13 protein-coding genes are annotated in these 15,984 nt (G+C 67.5%); all 13 read right to left on the bottom strand.

Going from position 1 to position 15,984, the window contains the following annotated elements; all coding sequences use genetic code 11:
- Window positions 1-48: 48 nt before the first annotated feature.
- On the bottom strand, window positions 49-1,221 hold the full coding sequence (locus tag AB5J62_RS01670; RefSeq protein WP_370946324.1) for an AAA family ATPase: 1,173 nt from the start codon (window positions 1,219-1,221) through the stop codon (window positions 49-51).
- Between the two features lie 127 nt (window positions 1,222-1,348).
- Complete coding sequence (gene nuoN, locus AB5J62_RS01665) at window positions 1,349-2,923, bottom strand: NADH-quinone oxidoreductase subunit NuoN (protein ID WP_370946323.1); 1,575 nt, start codon at window positions 2,921-2,923, stop codon at window positions 1,349-1,351.
- Window positions 2,924-2,926: 3 nt separating this feature from the next.
- Complete coding sequence (locus tag AB5J62_RS01660) at window positions 2,927-4,477, bottom strand: NADH-quinone oxidoreductase subunit M (protein WP_370946322.1); 1,551 nt, start codon at window positions 4,475-4,477, stop codon at window positions 2,927-2,929.
- Complete coding sequence (nuoL, locus tag AB5J62_RS01655; protein WP_370946321.1) at window positions 4,474-6,426, bottom strand: NADH-quinone oxidoreductase subunit L; 1,953 nt, start codon at window positions 6,424-6,426, stop codon at window positions 4,474-4,476. Before nuoL ends, AB5J62_RS01660 begins: the two co-directional genes overlap by 4 nt.
- A 15-nt stretch (window positions 6,427-6,441) precedes the next feature.
- Window positions 6,442-6,741 carry an NADH-quinone oxidoreductase subunit NuoK gene (nuoK, locus tag AB5J62_RS01650; protein ID WP_091293418.1) on the bottom strand — a complete coding sequence of 100 codons (300 nt, stop codon included), beginning with the start codon at window positions 6,739-6,741 and terminating at the stop codon, window positions 6,442-6,444.
- Window positions 6,738-7,583: an NADH-quinone oxidoreductase subunit J gene (locus AB5J62_RS01645; RefSeq protein WP_370946320.1), complete on the bottom strand. Its 846-nt coding sequence runs from the start codon at window positions 7,581-7,583 to the stop codon at window positions 6,738-6,740. Before AB5J62_RS01645 ends, nuoK begins: the two co-directional genes overlap by 4 nt.
- Window positions 7,580-8,107, bottom strand: a complete 528-nt coding sequence (gene nuoI / locus AB5J62_RS01640; RefSeq protein ID WP_370946319.1) for an NADH-quinone oxidoreductase subunit NuoI — start codon at window positions 8,105-8,107, stop codon at window positions 7,580-7,582. Before nuoI ends, AB5J62_RS01645 begins: the two co-directional genes overlap by 4 nt.
- Complete coding sequence (gene nuoH, locus AB5J62_RS01635; protein ID WP_370950147.1) at window positions 8,094-9,428, bottom strand: NADH-quinone oxidoreductase subunit NuoH; 1,335 nt, start codon at window positions 9,426-9,428, stop codon at window positions 8,094-8,096. Before nuoH ends, nuoI begins: the two co-directional genes overlap by 14 nt.
- A 5-nt stretch (window positions 9,429-9,433) precedes the next feature.
- Window positions 9,434-11,881: an NADH-quinone oxidoreductase subunit G gene (locus AB5J62_RS01630; protein WP_370946318.1), complete on the bottom strand. Its 2,448-nt coding sequence runs from the start codon at window positions 11,879-11,881 to the stop codon at window positions 9,434-9,436.
- Window positions 11,878-13,158, bottom strand: a complete 1,281-nt coding sequence (nuoF, locus tag AB5J62_RS01625; protein ID WP_370946317.1) for an NADH-quinone oxidoreductase subunit NuoF — start codon at window positions 13,156-13,158, stop codon at window positions 11,878-11,880. Before nuoF ends, AB5J62_RS01630 begins: the two co-directional genes overlap by 4 nt.
- Window positions 13,158-13,901: an NADH-quinone oxidoreductase subunit NuoE gene (gene nuoE / locus AB5J62_RS01620; RefSeq protein ID WP_370946316.1), complete on the bottom strand. Its 744-nt coding sequence runs from the start codon at window positions 13,899-13,901 to the stop codon at window positions 13,158-13,160. The genes nuoF and nuoE overlap by 1 nt, the downstream gene beginning before the upstream one ends.
- Window positions 13,901-15,238 (bottom strand): NADH-quinone oxidoreductase subunit D, encoded by a 1,338-nt coding sequence (locus AB5J62_RS01615; RefSeq protein ID WP_370946315.1) that lies wholly within the window; start codon window positions 15,236-15,238, stop codon window positions 13,901-13,903. Before AB5J62_RS01615 ends, nuoE begins: the two co-directional genes overlap by 1 nt.
- Complete coding sequence (locus AB5J62_RS01610; RefSeq protein ID WP_370946314.1) at window positions 15,235-15,984, bottom strand: NADH-quinone oxidoreductase subunit C; 750 nt, start codon at window positions 15,982-15,984, stop codon at window positions 15,235-15,237. The genes AB5J62_RS01615 and AB5J62_RS01610 overlap by 4 nt, the downstream gene beginning before the upstream one ends.

The following is a 15,984-nucleotide window of genomic DNA, read 5'->3' as shown; positions in this document are numbered from 1 at the left end:
TGAGTTTCGCGGCGAGCGGCTCTGGCAGATCAGGTCGGTGGACGCGGATCAACGATCTTCAACCTCACCGCGCTGCGCCACCTCATCGACCCGCGCGACCGGCGAGCTGGTCAGGAGCTCGCGAAGTTCCTTCCAGCGCGCGGTCATCCGCTCGTCGGCCTGGCCGGACGCCACCTTGAACTCCAACTCGGCCAGTTCCTCGCGTAGAGCGACGGCCTCCGGCGAGTACGGAGTGTCCAAACCGAACAGGTCGGAAAGCACGGCGTCATCGCCGCTGCCGTACGCGACTCGCTCGTAGAGTTCCTCTGACACCACCCTTGGCGGCTGTTGCTCGTCGGGACCGGGGAGCCTGATCAGGCCGCCGGGATCGGCCGCCTGGCACACGTACGGGCTGTGCGTGGTGACGATGAACTGGATCTTCGGGAAGTGGGCCTTGAACCACGGGCCGATGCGCTTCTGCCACGACACGTGAAGGTGGGCATCGACCTCGTCGATGAGCACCACGCCTTCGGCTTGGTCCAGCTCGACGGAACCGTAGAAGTCGTGGATGTTCCTGATGAGGTCCACGACCAATGCCGTGACAGTCCGGTAGCCATCACTCATTTCCCGAAGCGGGAATCGGTTTCCCTGGTAACTGACCCATAGACCGTCGGAATCGACATCTTGAACTTCATAGGCATCCGGCAGAAGCCCGTCAGCGAGAACTCTTAGTGCAGCTCGCTTCAGTTCCGCAGCACCCGACTTACCCTCAAAAGCTCGCAGGTGTTGCTCGACGAGCCAGACCACGCCTTCGGAGAGTGCGGCATCTTCGTCGAAAAGCGTTACGTACGGGGAAACCGATCCGAGTTCACGCCCGCTCGCGCGACCTGACAGGCGACGGTAGGGACCGTACGCGGCGCTGAAAACTCCGTGCCGGGAACCGGCAAAATCGCCGTCGACTTCCAAGTCCCAGAGTATCCGGCGCACGCCTTGGCCCGGCAAGTAAAGCTCGGCTCGAGCGCGTAACTCCCCAGTCGATACCCATGCACGTGGATCGGGTGCCAGTTTGTGAGCTGCACCCGTATCGGCGATCGTTAGCGCGATGGCCCGGAGCAGCGAAGTTTTACCCGAGCCATTCCGGCCCGCGATGACGGTCCACCCCGGCCCAGGCAGGGTGAGATCCACGTTCCGGGCCCCATGAAACCCGCGAACGTTCTCGACCTGCACCCGCTCGACGTACATACGCCGAGCCTAACGGTCGTGAGTGTTCCGAACGGTTAGAACCGTCGGCAACACTCACGACCCCCACCACACGAAAGCCCCGTTTGTCACCGTGAGCGGGACAAACGGGGCTCTTGTGTGGATCAGGCTAGAAGGCGAAGCCGCCTGAGCCCGCCCAGTTGAGGGCGAACGCCGGTGCCAGGCCCAGGACCAGCGTGACCACGACGCCGACCGTGATGGCGATCGTGGTGAAGGTGCCCGGCAGGGTCACGGCCGGGCCGTCGGCCGCGGGCTCCGAGAAGTACATGAGCACGATGACCCGCAGGTAGAAGAACGCCGCGACCGCCGAGGCGATCAGGGCGATGACGACCAGCGGGGCCATGCCGTCGGACAGCGCGGCCGAGAAGACCACGAACTTGCCGACGAAGCCGCTGGTCAGCGGGATGCCGGCCAGTGCGAGCAGCAAGAACGTGAACACCGCGGCCAGCAGTGGCGAACGTTTGGCGAGGCCTGCCCATGCGGACAGGTGTGTCGCCTCGCCGGACGAGTCGCGGACCAGTGAGATCACGCCGAAGGCGGCGACCGTGGTGAAGCCGTAGGAGAGCAGGTAGAACAGGGTGCCCTCAAGGCCCTTCTCGGTCATCGCGATGGCGCCGATGAGCAGGAAACCCGCGTGCGCGATGGACGAGTAGGCGATCATGCGCTTCACGTCGGTCTGGGTGAGACCCAAGATCGCGCCGAGTGCCATCGAGACGATCGCGACGCCCCAGAGGACGCCTCGCCACTCCCAGCTGGTCGACTCGAAGCCGACCGTGAGCACGCGCAAGATCCCGCCGAACGCGGCCACCTTGGTGCAGGCGGCCATGAACGCCGTGACCGGCGTCGGCGAGCCCTGGTAGACGTCGGGGGTCCAGGTGTGGAACGGGCCGACCGACCCCTTGAAGAGCAGGCCGACCACGAGCAGGCCCATACCGGCGAACAGCAGGGTGTCCGAGCGGTCGGAACCGGCGGCCGCGGCGGCGATGTCCGAGAGCTTGATGGAGCCCGCGTAGCCGTAGAGGAGCGCCAGGCCGTAGAGGAAGAAGGCCGAGGAGAAGGCGCCGAGCAGGAAGTACTTGACCGCCGCTTCCTGGGACAGGAGGCGGCGACGGCGGGCGAGGCCGCACATCAGGTACAGCGGGAGACTCAGGACTTCCAGCGCGATGAACATGGTCAGCAGGTCGTTCGCGGCGCAGAAGGCCATCATGCCGCCGAGCGCGAAGAGCGTCAGCGGGAAGACCTCGGTCTGCATGCCGGTCGAGCCGACCTGGGCGCGGTCCTGAACCGTGCCCGGCCGGATGGCGGCCTGTGCGACGAACGCGCCGCCCGGCTCGACCGCGCGCTCGGCGATCAGCAACACCGACATGAACCCGAGCGCGAGCAGCGTGCCCCAGAGGAACAGGGACGGCCGGTCGACCGAGATGGCCCTGGCGAACGTGGTGGTGCCCGCCTTGACCTGGTCGTCCGAGGTCGCGTAGATGGCCAGCGCCGCGCCAGCCGCGACGATGCCGCCGAGACTGATCAGCAGCTGGAACGACCACCGCATGTGCTTGGGCACGAAGGCTTCGAACAGCACGCTGACGCACGCGGCGCCCAGGATGATCAACATCGGCGTGACCGCCGCGTAGTTCACCTGCGGCGTCGGGATCTGCTCCGGCGCCTGTGCGAGGAGAATGTCGAACACGGTTTACTTGCCTCCCTGCACGGACGACAACGTCGCCTGCACCGACGGGGTGATCGTGTCCAGCACCGGCTTCGGGTAGAAGCCGAGGCCGATGATCAGCACGACCATGGGCACCAGGATGGCGATCTCCCTGGTGCCGAGATCCTTGATGGACTTGCGGGCGCCCAGCTCCGGCGCGATGGCCGTGCCGGGGCCGCCGCCGATGCCGATCAGCGCGTCGCCGCGGACCGGGCCCTGCATGATCCGCTGGTAGAACCAGAGGACGTAGGCGGCGGCGAGCACCATGCCGACGGTCGCGATGATCGCGTACACCGGCTGCGTCATGAACGAGCCAAGCAGCACCAGGAACTCGCTGATGAACGAGTTCGTGCCGGGCAGCGACAGCGTGGACAGACCGGCGATCAGGAGCATGCCGCCGAGCAGCGGGGTCACCTTCGCCATGCCGCCGTAGTCGGAGATCCGGGTCGAGCCGCCGCGCACGATGATCATGCCGATGACCACGATGAGCATCCCGGTCGCCAGGCTGTGGTTCAGCATGTACGACACCGAGCCGACCACGGCCTGCTCGTTGAAGCTGAAGATGCCCATCGCGATGAAGCCGAAGTGGGCGATCGACACGTAGGCGATGAACCGCTTCATGTCGGATTGCCCGGCGGCCAGTGTCGAGCCGTAGACGACACCGAGCACGGCCAGCACCAGCACCAGCGGCGCGAGCTGTTTCGACGCCTCCGGGAACATCGGCAGGCAGTAGCGCAGGAACCCGAACGTGCCGACCTTGTCCAGCACGCCGACCAGCAGCACGGCGACGCCGATCGGCGCCTGCCCGGCCGCGTCCGGCAGCCAGGTGTGGAACGGGACCAGCGGCGCCTTGATCGCGAACGCGAGGAAGAAGCCGAGGAACAGCCAGATCTGGGTGCCGGTCGGCGCGTCACGGACGACGGTGACCAGCGTGGCCCAGTCGAAGGTGCCTGTGCCGAGCTTGTCTTCGGCGAGCGAGTACGCCCCGATCGCCGAGGCCAGCATGATCAGGCCGCCGAGGAAGGAGTAGAGGAAGAACTTCACCGCCGCGTACTGGCGGTTCGCGCCGCCGTAGCCGCCGATGAGGAAGTACATCGGGATCAGCATGATCTCGAAAAGCACGTAGAACAGGAACACGTCGGTCGCCGCGAAGACGCCGATGGTCAGCGCCTCCTGCAGCAGGATCAGCGACAGGAACCCGCCCGCGGAACGGCCCGCCGGGAGCTTGTCGAAGAAACCGAGGCCGGCCACCACGATCGGCACCAGGAAGGCGATGACCGCGATCATCACCAGCGCGATGCCGTCCATGCCGAACGAGACGTGGATGCCGAAGCTCGGGATCCAGTCCATCGTGGTCGCCTGCTGGATCCGCGCGCCGGACGGCGTGTACGAAGCCCACAGCGGCACGATCAGTGCCAGCTCCACAATGGACAGTGCGAGCGCGGTGACGGTCGCGAGCTTGTCGTTGTTCTTCATCCCCGCCACGACGAGCGCGCCCACCAGGGGCAGCAGGATGAGTGCCAAGAGCCAAGTCATGAGAACCTCACCAGCAGGAGAGCGGCGACGAGCACGAACGCACCGCCGAGCATGGACAGCGCGTAGGAGCGGACGAACCCGGTCTGCAGCCTGCGCAGCCTGCCGGATCCGCCGCCGAGCGACGCGGCGAGGCCGTTGACCGCGCCGTCGACGCCCTTGTTGTCCACGAAGACCATCGCCCTGGCGAGCCAGGTGCTCGGGCGGGCGACCAGCGTCTCGTTGAGCACGTTGCCGTACAGGTCCTTACGAGCCGCGCGGACCGGGAAGGAGACCCGCTCCGGCTGCTCGAGCGGAATGTCCTTGCGTGGCCCGAAGAGCGAGTACGCGGCCCCCGCACCGATCAGGACGAACAGCAGCGTGACGGCGGTGACCGCCAGTGCGGGCAGCGGGCCGTGCTCTTCCTTCAGCTCGCCGACGACCGGGGTGAGCCAGTGCGCGAACCGGTCGCCCAGCGCGAAGAACGCACCGGCGCCGATCGAGCCGACCGCCAGGATGATCATCGGGATGGCCATCACCTTGGGTGACTCGTGCGGGTGGAAGTCCCTGCCGTCCGTGCTCTTGATGTCCTTCCAGCGTTCCTTGCCGAAGAAGGTCATGAGCATCAGGCGTGTCATGTAGAAGGCGGTCAGCCCGGCGGCGACGATCGAGACACCACCGAAGACCCAGCCACGCCAGCCTTCGCCGGCGAGCGCGGCCTCGATGATCGCGTCCTTGGTCCAGAAACCCGACAGCAGCGGGAAACCGATCAGCGCGAGGTAGCCGAACATGAACGTCCAGAAGGTGGTCGGCATGTGCTTGCGCAGGTTGCCGAACTTCCGCATGTCGACTTCGTCGTTCATGGCGTGCATGACCGAACCGGCGCCGAGGAACAGCCCCGCCTTGAAGAAGCCGTGTGCCACCAGGTGCATGATGCCCAGCGCGTAGCCGAACGGCCCGAGGCCGACCGCCAGCATCATGTAACCGATCTGGCTGACGGTCGAGTACGCGAGCACCTTCTTGATGTCGTCGTACGCGCAGCCGATGATCGCGCCGATGAGCAACGTGACCGCGCCGACCAGGGTGACGACCAGGCGGCCGTCCGCGGTGGCGTTGAAGATCTCGTTGGACCGGGCCACCAGGTAGACGCCGGCGGTGACCATCGTCGCCGCGTGGATCAGCGCCGACACCGGGGTCGGGCCTTCCATCGCGTCCGGCAGCCAGGCCTGCAGCGGGAACTGACCGGACTTACCGCAGGCGCCCAGCAGGAGCAGGATCGCGATCGCGGTCACCGCGCCCGGCGGGATCTTGTCCACCGCGGCGAAGACCTCGGCGTAACCCGTGCTGCCGACGTACTTGAACATCAGGAAGATCGCCAGCGCGAGCCCGACGTCACCGACGCGGTTCATCAGGAACGCCTTCTTGGCCGCGGTCGCGGCGGACGGGCGGTCCTGGTACCAGCCGATGAGCAGGTACGACGCGAGACCCACGCCTTCCCAGCCGAGGTACAGCGTCACGAAGCTGTTGCCCAGCACCAGGATCAGCATCGAGGCGACGAAGAGGTTCAGGTAGCCGAAGAACCGGCGCCGTCCCTCGTCCTCGGCCATGTAGCCGATCGAGTAGAAGTGAATGAGCGAGCCGACGCCGGTGATCAGCAGCACGAAGGTCAACGACAGCGCGTCGACGCGGAGTCCGAAGTCGACCTGCAGCTGGGTCACCGGGATCCACGAGAACAGCTTCGTGTCCACAGTGGACCCGGTGTCGGCCGAGAAGTACAGCAGGACGCCGTACAGGAAGGACAGCGAGACGGTGGCGGTGCCGAGCAGGTGTCCCCACGCGTTGGTCCGCTTACCTCCCGCCCGTCGCCCACCACCACCCTCAACGGAATCGCTGCGCGATGCTTGCCCAGTTGTCAGCAGGATGAGCGCGCCGAGGGCGGGGAAGGCCACCAACAGCCACGATGATGCGGTCACTGTTTACACACGCCCCTAGTACTTCAGCAGGTTGGTGTCGTCGACCGAGGCCGAGCGCCGGGTGCGGAAGATCGACATGATGATCGCCAGCCCGACCACGACCTCGGCGGCCGCGACGACCATCACGAAGAACGCCATGATCTGGCCGTCGAGCCCGCCGTTGATCCGGGAGAACGTCACCAGCGAGAGGTTCACCGCGTTGAGCATGAGCTCGATGCACATGAACACGACGATCGCGTTGCGCCGCACGAGCACGCCGACACAGCCGATCGAGAACAGCAGCGCCGAAAGCAGCAGGTAGTACGTGGGGGTCACTTGTCGTCCCCTTCTTTGCCAACGAGCGCGTGCGCGTCCGCCTTGGGTTCGTCGCCGGAGACCTGCTTGCGCTCGGACTCGAGCCGGGTGGCCGCGGTGGACTCGATGAGCGCCGAAAGCGATTCCGGGGCGACGGAGCCGTCCGGCAGCAGCGCCGGGGTGGCGACCGAGTTGGCCGTGGCGAAGACACCGGGGCCGGGCAGCGGCGACGGCCGGTCGTGCTCGCCGGTGAAGCGCAGCACCACCAGTTCCTTCTGGCTGAGCTTGCCGCCCTTGGCGTGGCGGTCGGTGAACGCCAGCACCATCGCGCCGATCGCGGCGGTGATCAGCAGCGCCGAGGTCAGCTCGAACGGGAACAGGTAGTCGGTGAAGATCAGCTTCCCGAGCCCGGCGGGGCCACCGCCCTGCGGCGTCGCCGGGTCGAGCAGCGGCGCCGGGGTGACGTTCGCCAGCGCGCGGGTGAGGCCGGCGGCCATCAGACCCGCCAGGCCGATGCCGAGCACCGCGGCGGCGAGCCGCTGTCCCCTGAGCACTTCGACGACCGAGTCGGAGGCTTCCTTGCCGACCAGCATCAGCACGAACAGGAACAGCATCATGATCGCGCCGGTGTACACGATGATCTGCGTGAAGCCGAGGAACGGCGCCTGCTGGATCATGTAGAGCAGACCGAGCGAGAGCATGGTCAGCACCAGCCACAGCGCCGAGTGCACGGCGTTGCGCGAGAAGATCATGCCCAGCGCGCCGAGCAGCGCGAGCGGGCCGAGCACCCAGAACGCGGCGGCCTCGGCGCCGGAGACGGTGGCATCGACGGCGGGAGCCTGTGCCAGGAAAGCGGCGATCACTGTCCAGCCTCCTGCTTGAGAGCCAGCTCGGGGCCGTTCACGTAGTAGTCCTGCTCGTTCTCGCCGAGCCGCATCGGGTGCGGCGGCTGCTCCATGCCCGAAAGCAGCGGAGCGAGCAGGTCTTCCTTGGTGTAGATGAGCCGCTGGCGGTCGTCGTCGGCGAGCTCGTAGAAGTTGATCATCGTCAGTGACCGGGTCGGGCAGGCCTCGACGCACAACCCGCAGCCGATGCAGCGCAGGTAGTTGATCTGGTAGTCCGCGCCGTACCGCTCACCGGGCGAGTAACGCGCCTCTTCGGTGTTGTCGCCACCTTCGACGAAGATCGCGTCGGCCGGGCAGGCCCACGCGCACAGCTCGCAGCCGACGCACTTCTCCAGCCCGTCCGGGTGCCGGTTCAGCTGGTGCCGTCCGTGGTAGCGCGGTGCCGCCGGTGCGCCTGCCTCCGGGTACTCCTCGGTGGCCACCTTCTTGAACATCATGGCGAAGGTGACGCCGAAACCCTTTACGGGATCAAGAAACCCCATTGTCCGCCTCTTCCTTCACTGCCGAGACCTCGGCGGGCTTGCGCTTGGCAGCCTTCTTGAGCGCCTTGGCGGCGGCCTTCTGCCGCGGTGTCTCGTCCGGGATCTCGAGATCCAGTGGTGGCAACGGGAATCCGCCGCCGGTGATCGGCACGTAGTCGTCGTCCGGGATCTTCTTGTCCGGCAGCAGCAGCGTCAGCAGCACGGCGACCACCAGCACGGTGCCGATGCCGATCAGGATCGACGGGGTCGACCAGCCACCGGAGTGGTTGACCGCGCGGATCGCGGTGACCGCGAGGATCCAGACCAGGTTCAGCGGGACGAGCACCTTCCAGCCCAGCCGCATGAACTGGTCGTAGCGCAGCCGCGGCAGCGTGCCGCGCAGCCAGATGAAGCCGAACAGGAGGGTGAACAGCTTGATCCCGAACCAGACCAGCGGCAGCCAGCCCTGGTTGAGCGCGTGGTCCGCGCCGACGAACGGGAACAGGTAGCCGCCGAGGAACAGCGTCACCGCGAACGACGACACGATCACCATGTTGACGTACTCGGCGAGGAAGAACATCGCGAACTTCATCGAGCTGTACTCGGTGTGGAAACCGCCGACCAGCTCGGATTCGGCCTCGGGGAGGTCGAACGGCGCGCGGTTGGTCTCGCCGACCATCGAGATCGCGTAGATCACGAAGCTCACCGGCAGGATGTAGAAGTACCAGCCGTGTGCCTGCGCGTTGACGATGTCACCGGTGGCCATGGAGCCCGAGTACAGGATGACCGCGACGATCGAGAGACCCATCGCGATCTCGTACGAGATGACCTGCGCCGCCGAGCGGATACCGCCGAGCAGCGGGTACGGCGAGCCGGACGACCAGCCGGCGAGCACGAGCCCGTACACGCCGATCGAGGAGCAGGCGAGGATCACCAGCACGCCGACCGGGAGTTCCATCAGCTGCAGCACCGTGCGGTGGCCGAAGATGGAGACCTCGGGGCCGAACGGGATCGCCGACAGCGCGATCAGCGACGGCACCACGCAGATGACCGGCGCGAGGAAGTACACCTTGCGGTCGGCCGTGTCCGGGATGATCTGCTCCTTGAACGGGAGCTTGATCGCGTCGGCCAGTGATTGCAGGTAACCGTTGGGACCCACGCGGTTCGGGCCTGGCCGGTTCTGCATCCGGCCGACCGCCTTGCGCTCCCAGACGATCAGCAGGATCGTCAGGATCGGGCCGATCAGCAGGATGACGACGGCCTTGATCAGCGTCAGCCACCACGGGTCGTTCGCCAGCAGCTGGGCCCTTGTCAGGTGATCCGGCGCCTGGGCGAGGAACATTCCGGTCACGCTTCACCTCCCGTGATGCTCACGACGGAGCCGTGTCCGGCGCCGAGCGTCCGGCGGACCGCTGAACCGTCCGAATCGGACGGGAGCCAGACGACGCCGTCCGGCAGATCCGCGACCACCAGCGGCAGCGTGATCGCGCCGCGCTCGGTCGAAACCTTGACGCTCCCGCCAAGCCCCTTCGCCGTCGCCTCGGAAACGCGCGCGACCGCAGGCCGCTGCGTCCCCTTCAGGTTCGGCTCGTCCACCTGCAGCGAACCGTTGCCCAGCAACTGCTTCCAGGTGCTCAGCACCGCCTGCCCCGACCCCGGGGATAAAGCGGGCTTAACTTCCGGGGATAAAGCGGGCTTTACTCCGCGGAGTAAAGCGGGCTTTATCCCGGCACTGACCTTGCCGAAGTCGGCGAGGGAGGCGGCGGGGGTCTGGGTGAAGATGTCCGCGTCCATCTCGACCGCGAGGGTGTCGAGGACTCGGCAGTCCGACAGCGCGCCGGTGCCTTCGAGCGTCACGTCGAACGGACGCTCGCGGCCTTCCCAGTTCAGGTAGGTGCCCGGCTTCTCGACCGACGGCGCGATCGGGAGGATCACGTCGGCGACCTCGGTGACCGCGCTCGGGCGGAGTTCGAGGCTGACGACGAACGCGGCTTCCAGCGCGACCAGCGCCCGCTCGGGGTCCGGCAGGTCGTACGGGTCGACCCCGCCGACGAGCAGGCCGTCGAGCTGACCGTCGGCCGCGGCGGCGATGATGCCGTTGAGGTCACGACCCGCTTCGGAGGGAAGCGTTGCGCCCCAAGCCTTTTCGACGTCGGCACCGAGCGGCGTCGGCACGGCGCCCGCTTCGAGCGCACCGCGCTCACCGGCGCGACGCGGGATCCACGCGACCTTGGCGCCGGTGCGCTCGGCCAGCCGGTGCACCGCGGAGAACAGGCCAGGCACCTCGGCGGCACGCTCGCCGACCAGGATCACCGAGCCGTCCGAGGACAGCGCCTGGTCGAGGTCCTGCGCGTGCTGGGCGATCCCGTCGAGCGCGGCGGCTTCGCCACCGGGCACACAGGCCAGCAGCTCACCGAAGGTCTTCTCGACCGACGAGGTCGTCCACTGTCCCAAGTGGACGACGCGGGTGCGGTTCTTGCGGGCCGCCTTGCGCAGCCGCAGGAACACGATCGGCGCCTCGTCCTCGGGCTCGAAGGCCACGCACAGCACGGTGCGCGACTTCTCGATCCCGGCGAAGGTGACGCCGTCGGCCGGTGTGGTGCCGACGATCCGCGAGGCGAGGAAGTCGAGCTCCTCCGCGGAGTGCGCACGCGCGCGGTAGTCGATGTCGTTGGTACGCAAGGCGATCCGCGCGAACTTCGAGTACGCGTAGGCGTCCTCGACGGTCAACCTGCCGCCGGGCAGCACGCCGACGCCCTTGCCGTCACGGGCCTTCAGCAGGCCGGAGGCGGCGGCACGCAGCGCGTCCGTCCACGAGGCCTCTTCGAGCTGCCCGGTCTCCTGGTTGCGGACCTGCGGACGGCGGATGCGGTCGGCGGCCTGCGCGTAGCGGAACGCGAAGCGGCCCTTGTCGCACAGCCATTCCTCGTTGACCTGCGGGTCGTCACCGGCGAGCTTGCGGGTGACCTTGCCGCGGCGGAAGTCGGTCCGCTCGGCGCAGCCCGAAGAGCAGTGCTCACACACGCTCGGCGAGGAGACCAGGTCGAACGGCCGCGAGCGGAACCGGTACGCCGCGCTGGTCAGCGCGCCGACCGGGCAGATCTGGATGACGTTGCCGGAGAAGTACGACTGGAACGGCTGGCCACTCGTCGTGCGGGAGGCCAGGTCCAGCACGTCCGCGGTCTCGGCGGTGCCGATCTGCTGGTGCGCGCCGCGCTCGAGCAGCTCGATGAACGGGTCACCGGCGATCTCCCGCGAGAACCGGGTGCACCGCTGGCAGAGCACGCAGCGTTCCCGGTCCAGCAGCACCTGCGACGAGATCGGCAGTGGCTTCTGGAAGGTCCGCTTGGTGTCGACGAACCGCGACTCGGCGCGGCCGTGCGCCAGCGCCTGGTTCTGCAGCGGGCACTCACCGCCCTTGTCGCAGATCGGGCAGTCGAGCGGGTGGTTGATGAGCAGCAGCTCCATCACGCCCTGCTGCGCCTTGTCCGCCACGCCCGAGGTCAGCTGGGTCTTCACGACCATGCCGTCGGCGACCGTCATGGTGCACGAAGCCTGCGGCTTCGGCATCGGACGGCCACCCATCTCGACCTCGACCAGGCACTGGCGGCAAGCGCCTGCCGGGTCGAGCAGCGGGTGGTCGCAGAAGCGAGGGATGACCGTGCCGAGTCGCTCGGCGGTGCGGATCAGCAGCTCGCCCTTGGGCGCGATGACCTCTTCGCCGTCGATGACCAGCTTGACGTGGCCCTCGGGGACCGGCGTCTCGGTCTTCGGCTCTTCCGGTGCCATGGTCATGCTTCTGCCCCAACCAGTTCACGCTTGTTCGTCTCGCACAACGCCAGGAACTCGTCGCGGAAGTACTTGATGCCACTGGTGATCGGCGAGACGGCGCCGTCACCGAGCGCGCAGAACGAGCGGCCGAGGATGTTGTCGCAGACGTCGAGGAGGGTGTCGATGTCCTCCTCGGTGCCCTTGCCGTCGACCATCCGCTCCAGGATCTGCGCCAGCCAGTACGTGCCCTCACGGCACGGGGTGCACTTGCCGCAGGACTCGTGCTCGTAGAACTGCGTCCACTTCATCACGGCCCACGGCACGGAAACCGTCTCGTTGAAGACCTGCACGGCCGTGGTGCCGAGCATGGAACCGGCCTCCGCCGCGCCTTCGAAGTCCAGCGGGACATCGAGGTGCTCCGCGGTGAACATCGGCGTCGACGAGCCACCCGGCGTCCAGAACTTCAGCGGGATGCCGTCCTTCATGCCACCGGCCATGTCGAGCAGCTCGCGCAGCGTGGTGCCGAGCGGGCACTCGTACTGGCCGGGGTTCTCGACGTGTCCCGAGATCGAGTAGATCTTGGGACCGGGCGACTTCTCGCGGCCCATCTGGCGGAACCAGTCCGAGCCGCCGTTGATGATGAACGGCGCGCTGGCGATGGTCTCGACGTTGTTGACCGTGGTCGGCGCGGCGTAGAGGCCTGCGGCCGCGGGGAACGGCGGCTTGAGCCGCGGCTGGCCGCGACGGCCTTCCAGCGAGTCGAGCAGCGCGGTCTCTTCACCGCAGATGTACGCGCCGGCGCCCGCGTGGACGGTGATGTCCAGGTCGAAGCCGGACTTGAGGATGTCGATGCCGAGGTAGCCGGCGTCGTAGGCCTCGCGCACGGCCGCGTTGAGACGGCGAATGCAGTGCAGCGCCTCGCCGCGGACGTAGATGAAGCAGTGGTGCGAGCGCATCGCGTACGAGGCGATGATGCAGCCCTCGATCAGCGAGTGCGGATCCGCCATCATCAGCGGGATGTCCTTGCAGGTACCCGGCTCGCCCTCGTCGGCGTTGATCACCAGGTAGTGCGGCTTGTCCTCGTTCGGCGGCATGAAGGACCACTTGATGCCCGCCGGGAAGCCGGCGCCACCACGGCCGCGGAGGCCGGAGTCCTTCACCAGCTGCACGAGCTGCTCGGGCGTGCCCTTGAGCGCCTTGCGGACGGCGGTGTAGCCCTCCAGCGCTTCGTAGGACTGGATCGTCCAGGACTTGGGAGAGAGCCAGCGCTTGGTCAGCACCGGCGTGATGGGATCAGCCATTACTTCTTCTCCACCTCAGGCAGCGGAACGTCGTCCATGACCGGCGCGGTCCAGCCGCGCTCCTGCGCGACCTGCGCGCCACGCAGCGTTTCGACGGCCTGCGAGGGGCCGTCGATGTCCGCGCGGTACTGGACCGGGTCCTCCGGGAAGAACCCGGCGAGCTGCAGTTCGGCACCCTTGAAGTCGGTCAGCGGCGCGCCACGCGTCGGCTGCGGCTTCTTGCCAGCCTGCAGCGCGTCGACCAGCGCGACGGCCTTGTCCTCGGTCTGGTTGTCGAAGTACTCGTAGTTGACCTGGATCACCGGAGCGAGGTCGCAGGCCGCGAGGCACTCGGCGTGCTCCAGCGTGATCGAGCCAGGCGTGTTCGGCTCACCCGCGGTCTCGTTGTGCCCCAACGGCTTCTCCTCGGAACCGAGGTGCGTTTGGAGCTTCTTGTAGATCGCGTCGCCGCCCATGGCCGCGCACAGCGTGTTGGTGCAGACGCTCACCAGGTGCTCGCCGCAGGGACGGCGCTTGTACATGGTGTAGAACGTCGCGACCGCGCTGACCTCGGCGTCGGAGAGGCCGAGTTGCGTGGCACAGAAGGAAATCCCCTCCTGGCTGACGTAACCCTGCACCGACTGCACCAGGTGCAGCATCGGCAGCAGCGCCGACCGCGACTGCGGATAGCGCGCGATCAGGTTCTCGGCCTTCGCGACGATGTCCTCGTCGAAAAGAATTTCAGGCGCTTCGGACTGTGGCATCAGCGGTCCACTCCCCCCATGACGGGGTCAATCGAGGCGATGGCGGCGATCACGTCGGCCACCAGCCCGCCTTCGGCCATCGCGGGCATCGACTGCAGGTTCACGAAGCTCGGTTCGCGCACGTGCACCCGCAGCGGCCGCGTGCCGCCGTCGGACACCAGGTGCGCGCCCAGCTCGCCGCGCGGCGACTCGACCGGCACGTAGACCTGACCCGGCGGCACCTTGAAGCCCTCGGTCACCAGCTTGAAGTGGTGGATGAGCGACTCCATGGACTGGCCCATGATCTTGCGGACGTGCTCGAGCGAGTTGCCCATGCCGTCGCTGCCGACCGAAAGCTGGGCAGGCCAAGCGATCTTCTTGTCCTCGACCATGACCGGGCCCGGCTCGAGCATCTTCAGCGCCTGCTTGATGATCCGCAGGCTCTGGTGCATCTCCTCGACGCGGATCAGGTACCGCGCCCAGCAGTCGGCGTCGTTCGAGGTCGGGATGTCGAACTCGAACTCGTCGTAGCGCGAGTACGGCTCCGTCTTGCGCAGGTCCCACGGCAGACCGGCGCTGCGCAGCACCGGGCCGGTGACGCCGAGCGCGAGGCAGGCGTCGACGGGCAGGTAGCCGACGCCCTTGAGCCGGTTGCGCCAGATCGGCTGGCCGGTGAACAGCTTGTCGTACAACGGAAGACGCTCTTCCATCGTCTTGACGAACTGCGTGACCGCCTCGTGGTAGTCGGCTGGCATGTCCTGCGCGAGGCCACCGGGGCGGATGAACGCGTGGTTCATGCGCAGGCCGGTGAGGTGCTCCAGCAGGTGCAGCACCTCTTCGCGCTCACGGAAGCCGAGCGTCATGGCGGTGGTCGCGCCGAGCTCCATACCGCCGGTGGCGATGTAGACCAGGTGCGAGCCGATGCGGTTGATCTCCAGCAGCAGCACGCGCAGCAGCTCCGCGCGCGGCGGCGCCTGGATGCCGAGCAGCTTCTCGACCGCGAGGCAGTACGCCATCTCCGTCGACAGCGGCGCCAGGTAGTCCATGCGCGTCACGAAGGTGACGCCCTGGGTCCAGGTGCGGTACTCGCAGTTCTTCTCGATCCCGGTGTGCAGGTAGCCGATGACCGAGCGGAGCTGGGTGACGGTCTCGCCCTCCATCTCCAGCACCAGCCGGAGCACGCCGTGCGTCGACGGGTGCTGCGGGCCCATGTTGATGACCATGCGCTCGTCGTGCTGCGCGTCGGCGACGACGTCGTCCCAGTCACCACCGGAGACGCTGTAGACGCGGCCTTCGGTCGTGTCGCGCGAGTCGGCGTACTCGACCTCTTCGGTCGTTTCGAGGTTTTCCGTGCTCACGAGTACGACCTCCGCTGGTCCGGCGGCGGGATCTCCGCGCCCTTGTATTCGACCGGGATCCCGCCGAGCGGGTAGTCCTTGCGCTGGGGGTGACCGTCCCAGTCGTCCGGCATGAGGATGCGGGTCAGCGCCGGGTGACCGTCGTAGACGATGCCGAACATGTCCCAGGTCTCGCGTTCCTGCCAGTCGGCCGTCGGGTAGACCTCGACGATCGACGGCACGTGCGGGTCCTCGACGTCCATCGTGACCTCGAGCCGGATGCGACGGCGGTAGGTCATCGACGTCAGGTGGTACACCGAGTGCAGGCGCTGCGGGATGTCGACGCCGTAGTCGACCCCGGAGACCGAGCTGCACAGCTCGAAGCGCAGGCCGCCGTCGTCGCGCAGCGTGCGGCAGATCGCGACCAGGTGCTCGCGGGCGACGTAGAAGGTGATCTCGCCGCGGTCGACCGTGGTCTGCTGGATGGCCTCGGCCGGGATCTTGTTGTCCGCCAGCGCCGCGTAGAACTCGTCGGCGAACTCGTCGAACCAGCCGCCGTACGGGCGCTCGGCCGGAGCGGGCGCGTACGCCGGGAGCCGGACGCCGCCGTAGCCGGAGGTGTCACCGGTGCCGGAGACGCCGAACATGCCGAAGCGTTCTTTACCGGTGACGACCGGCTCGGCCGGGCGGGCGCCGGTCGGCTCGAGGCCGCCTTCGGGACGGTCGGCGCTGGACTGCTCCCCGCCGACTTCAGGGGTTTCAGGCAC

The sequence above is a fragment of the Amycolatopsis sp. cg5 genome, from assembly GCF_041346955.1.
Taxonomy (GTDB): domain Bacteria; phylum Actinomycetota; class Actinomycetes; order Mycobacteriales; family Pseudonocardiaceae; genus Amycolatopsis.
This window is presented reverse-complemented; position numbering and strand designations above follow the sequence as displayed.

Coding starts and splice junctions, on each gene's coding strand:
- AB5J62_RS01670 (WP_370946324.1), bottom strand. CDS start 1,221: ATGTACGTCGAGCGGGTGCAGGTCGAGAACGTTCGCGGGTTTCATGGG.
- nuoE (WP_370946316.1), bottom strand. CDS start 13,901: ATGCCACAGTCCGAAGCGCCTGAAATTCTTTTCGACGAGGACATCGTC.
- nuoH (WP_370950147.1), bottom strand. CDS start 9,428: ATGTTCCTCGCCCAGGCGCCGGATCACCTGACAAGGGCCCAGCTGCTG.
- AB5J62_RS01630 (WP_370946318.1), bottom strand. CDS start 11,881: ATGACCATGGCACCGGAAGAGCCGAAGACCGAGACGCCGGTCCCCGAG.
- AB5J62_RS01660 (WP_370946322.1), bottom strand. CDS start 4,477: ATGACTTGGCTCTTGGCACTCATCCTGCTGCCCCTGGTGGGCGCGCTC.
- nuoF (WP_370946317.1), bottom strand. CDS start 13,158: ATGGCTGATCCCATCACGCCGGTGCTGACCAAGCGCTGGCTCTCTCCC.
- nuoI (WP_370946319.1), bottom strand. CDS start 8,107: ATGGGGTTTCTTGATCCCGTAAAGGGTTTCGGCGTCACCTTCGCCATG.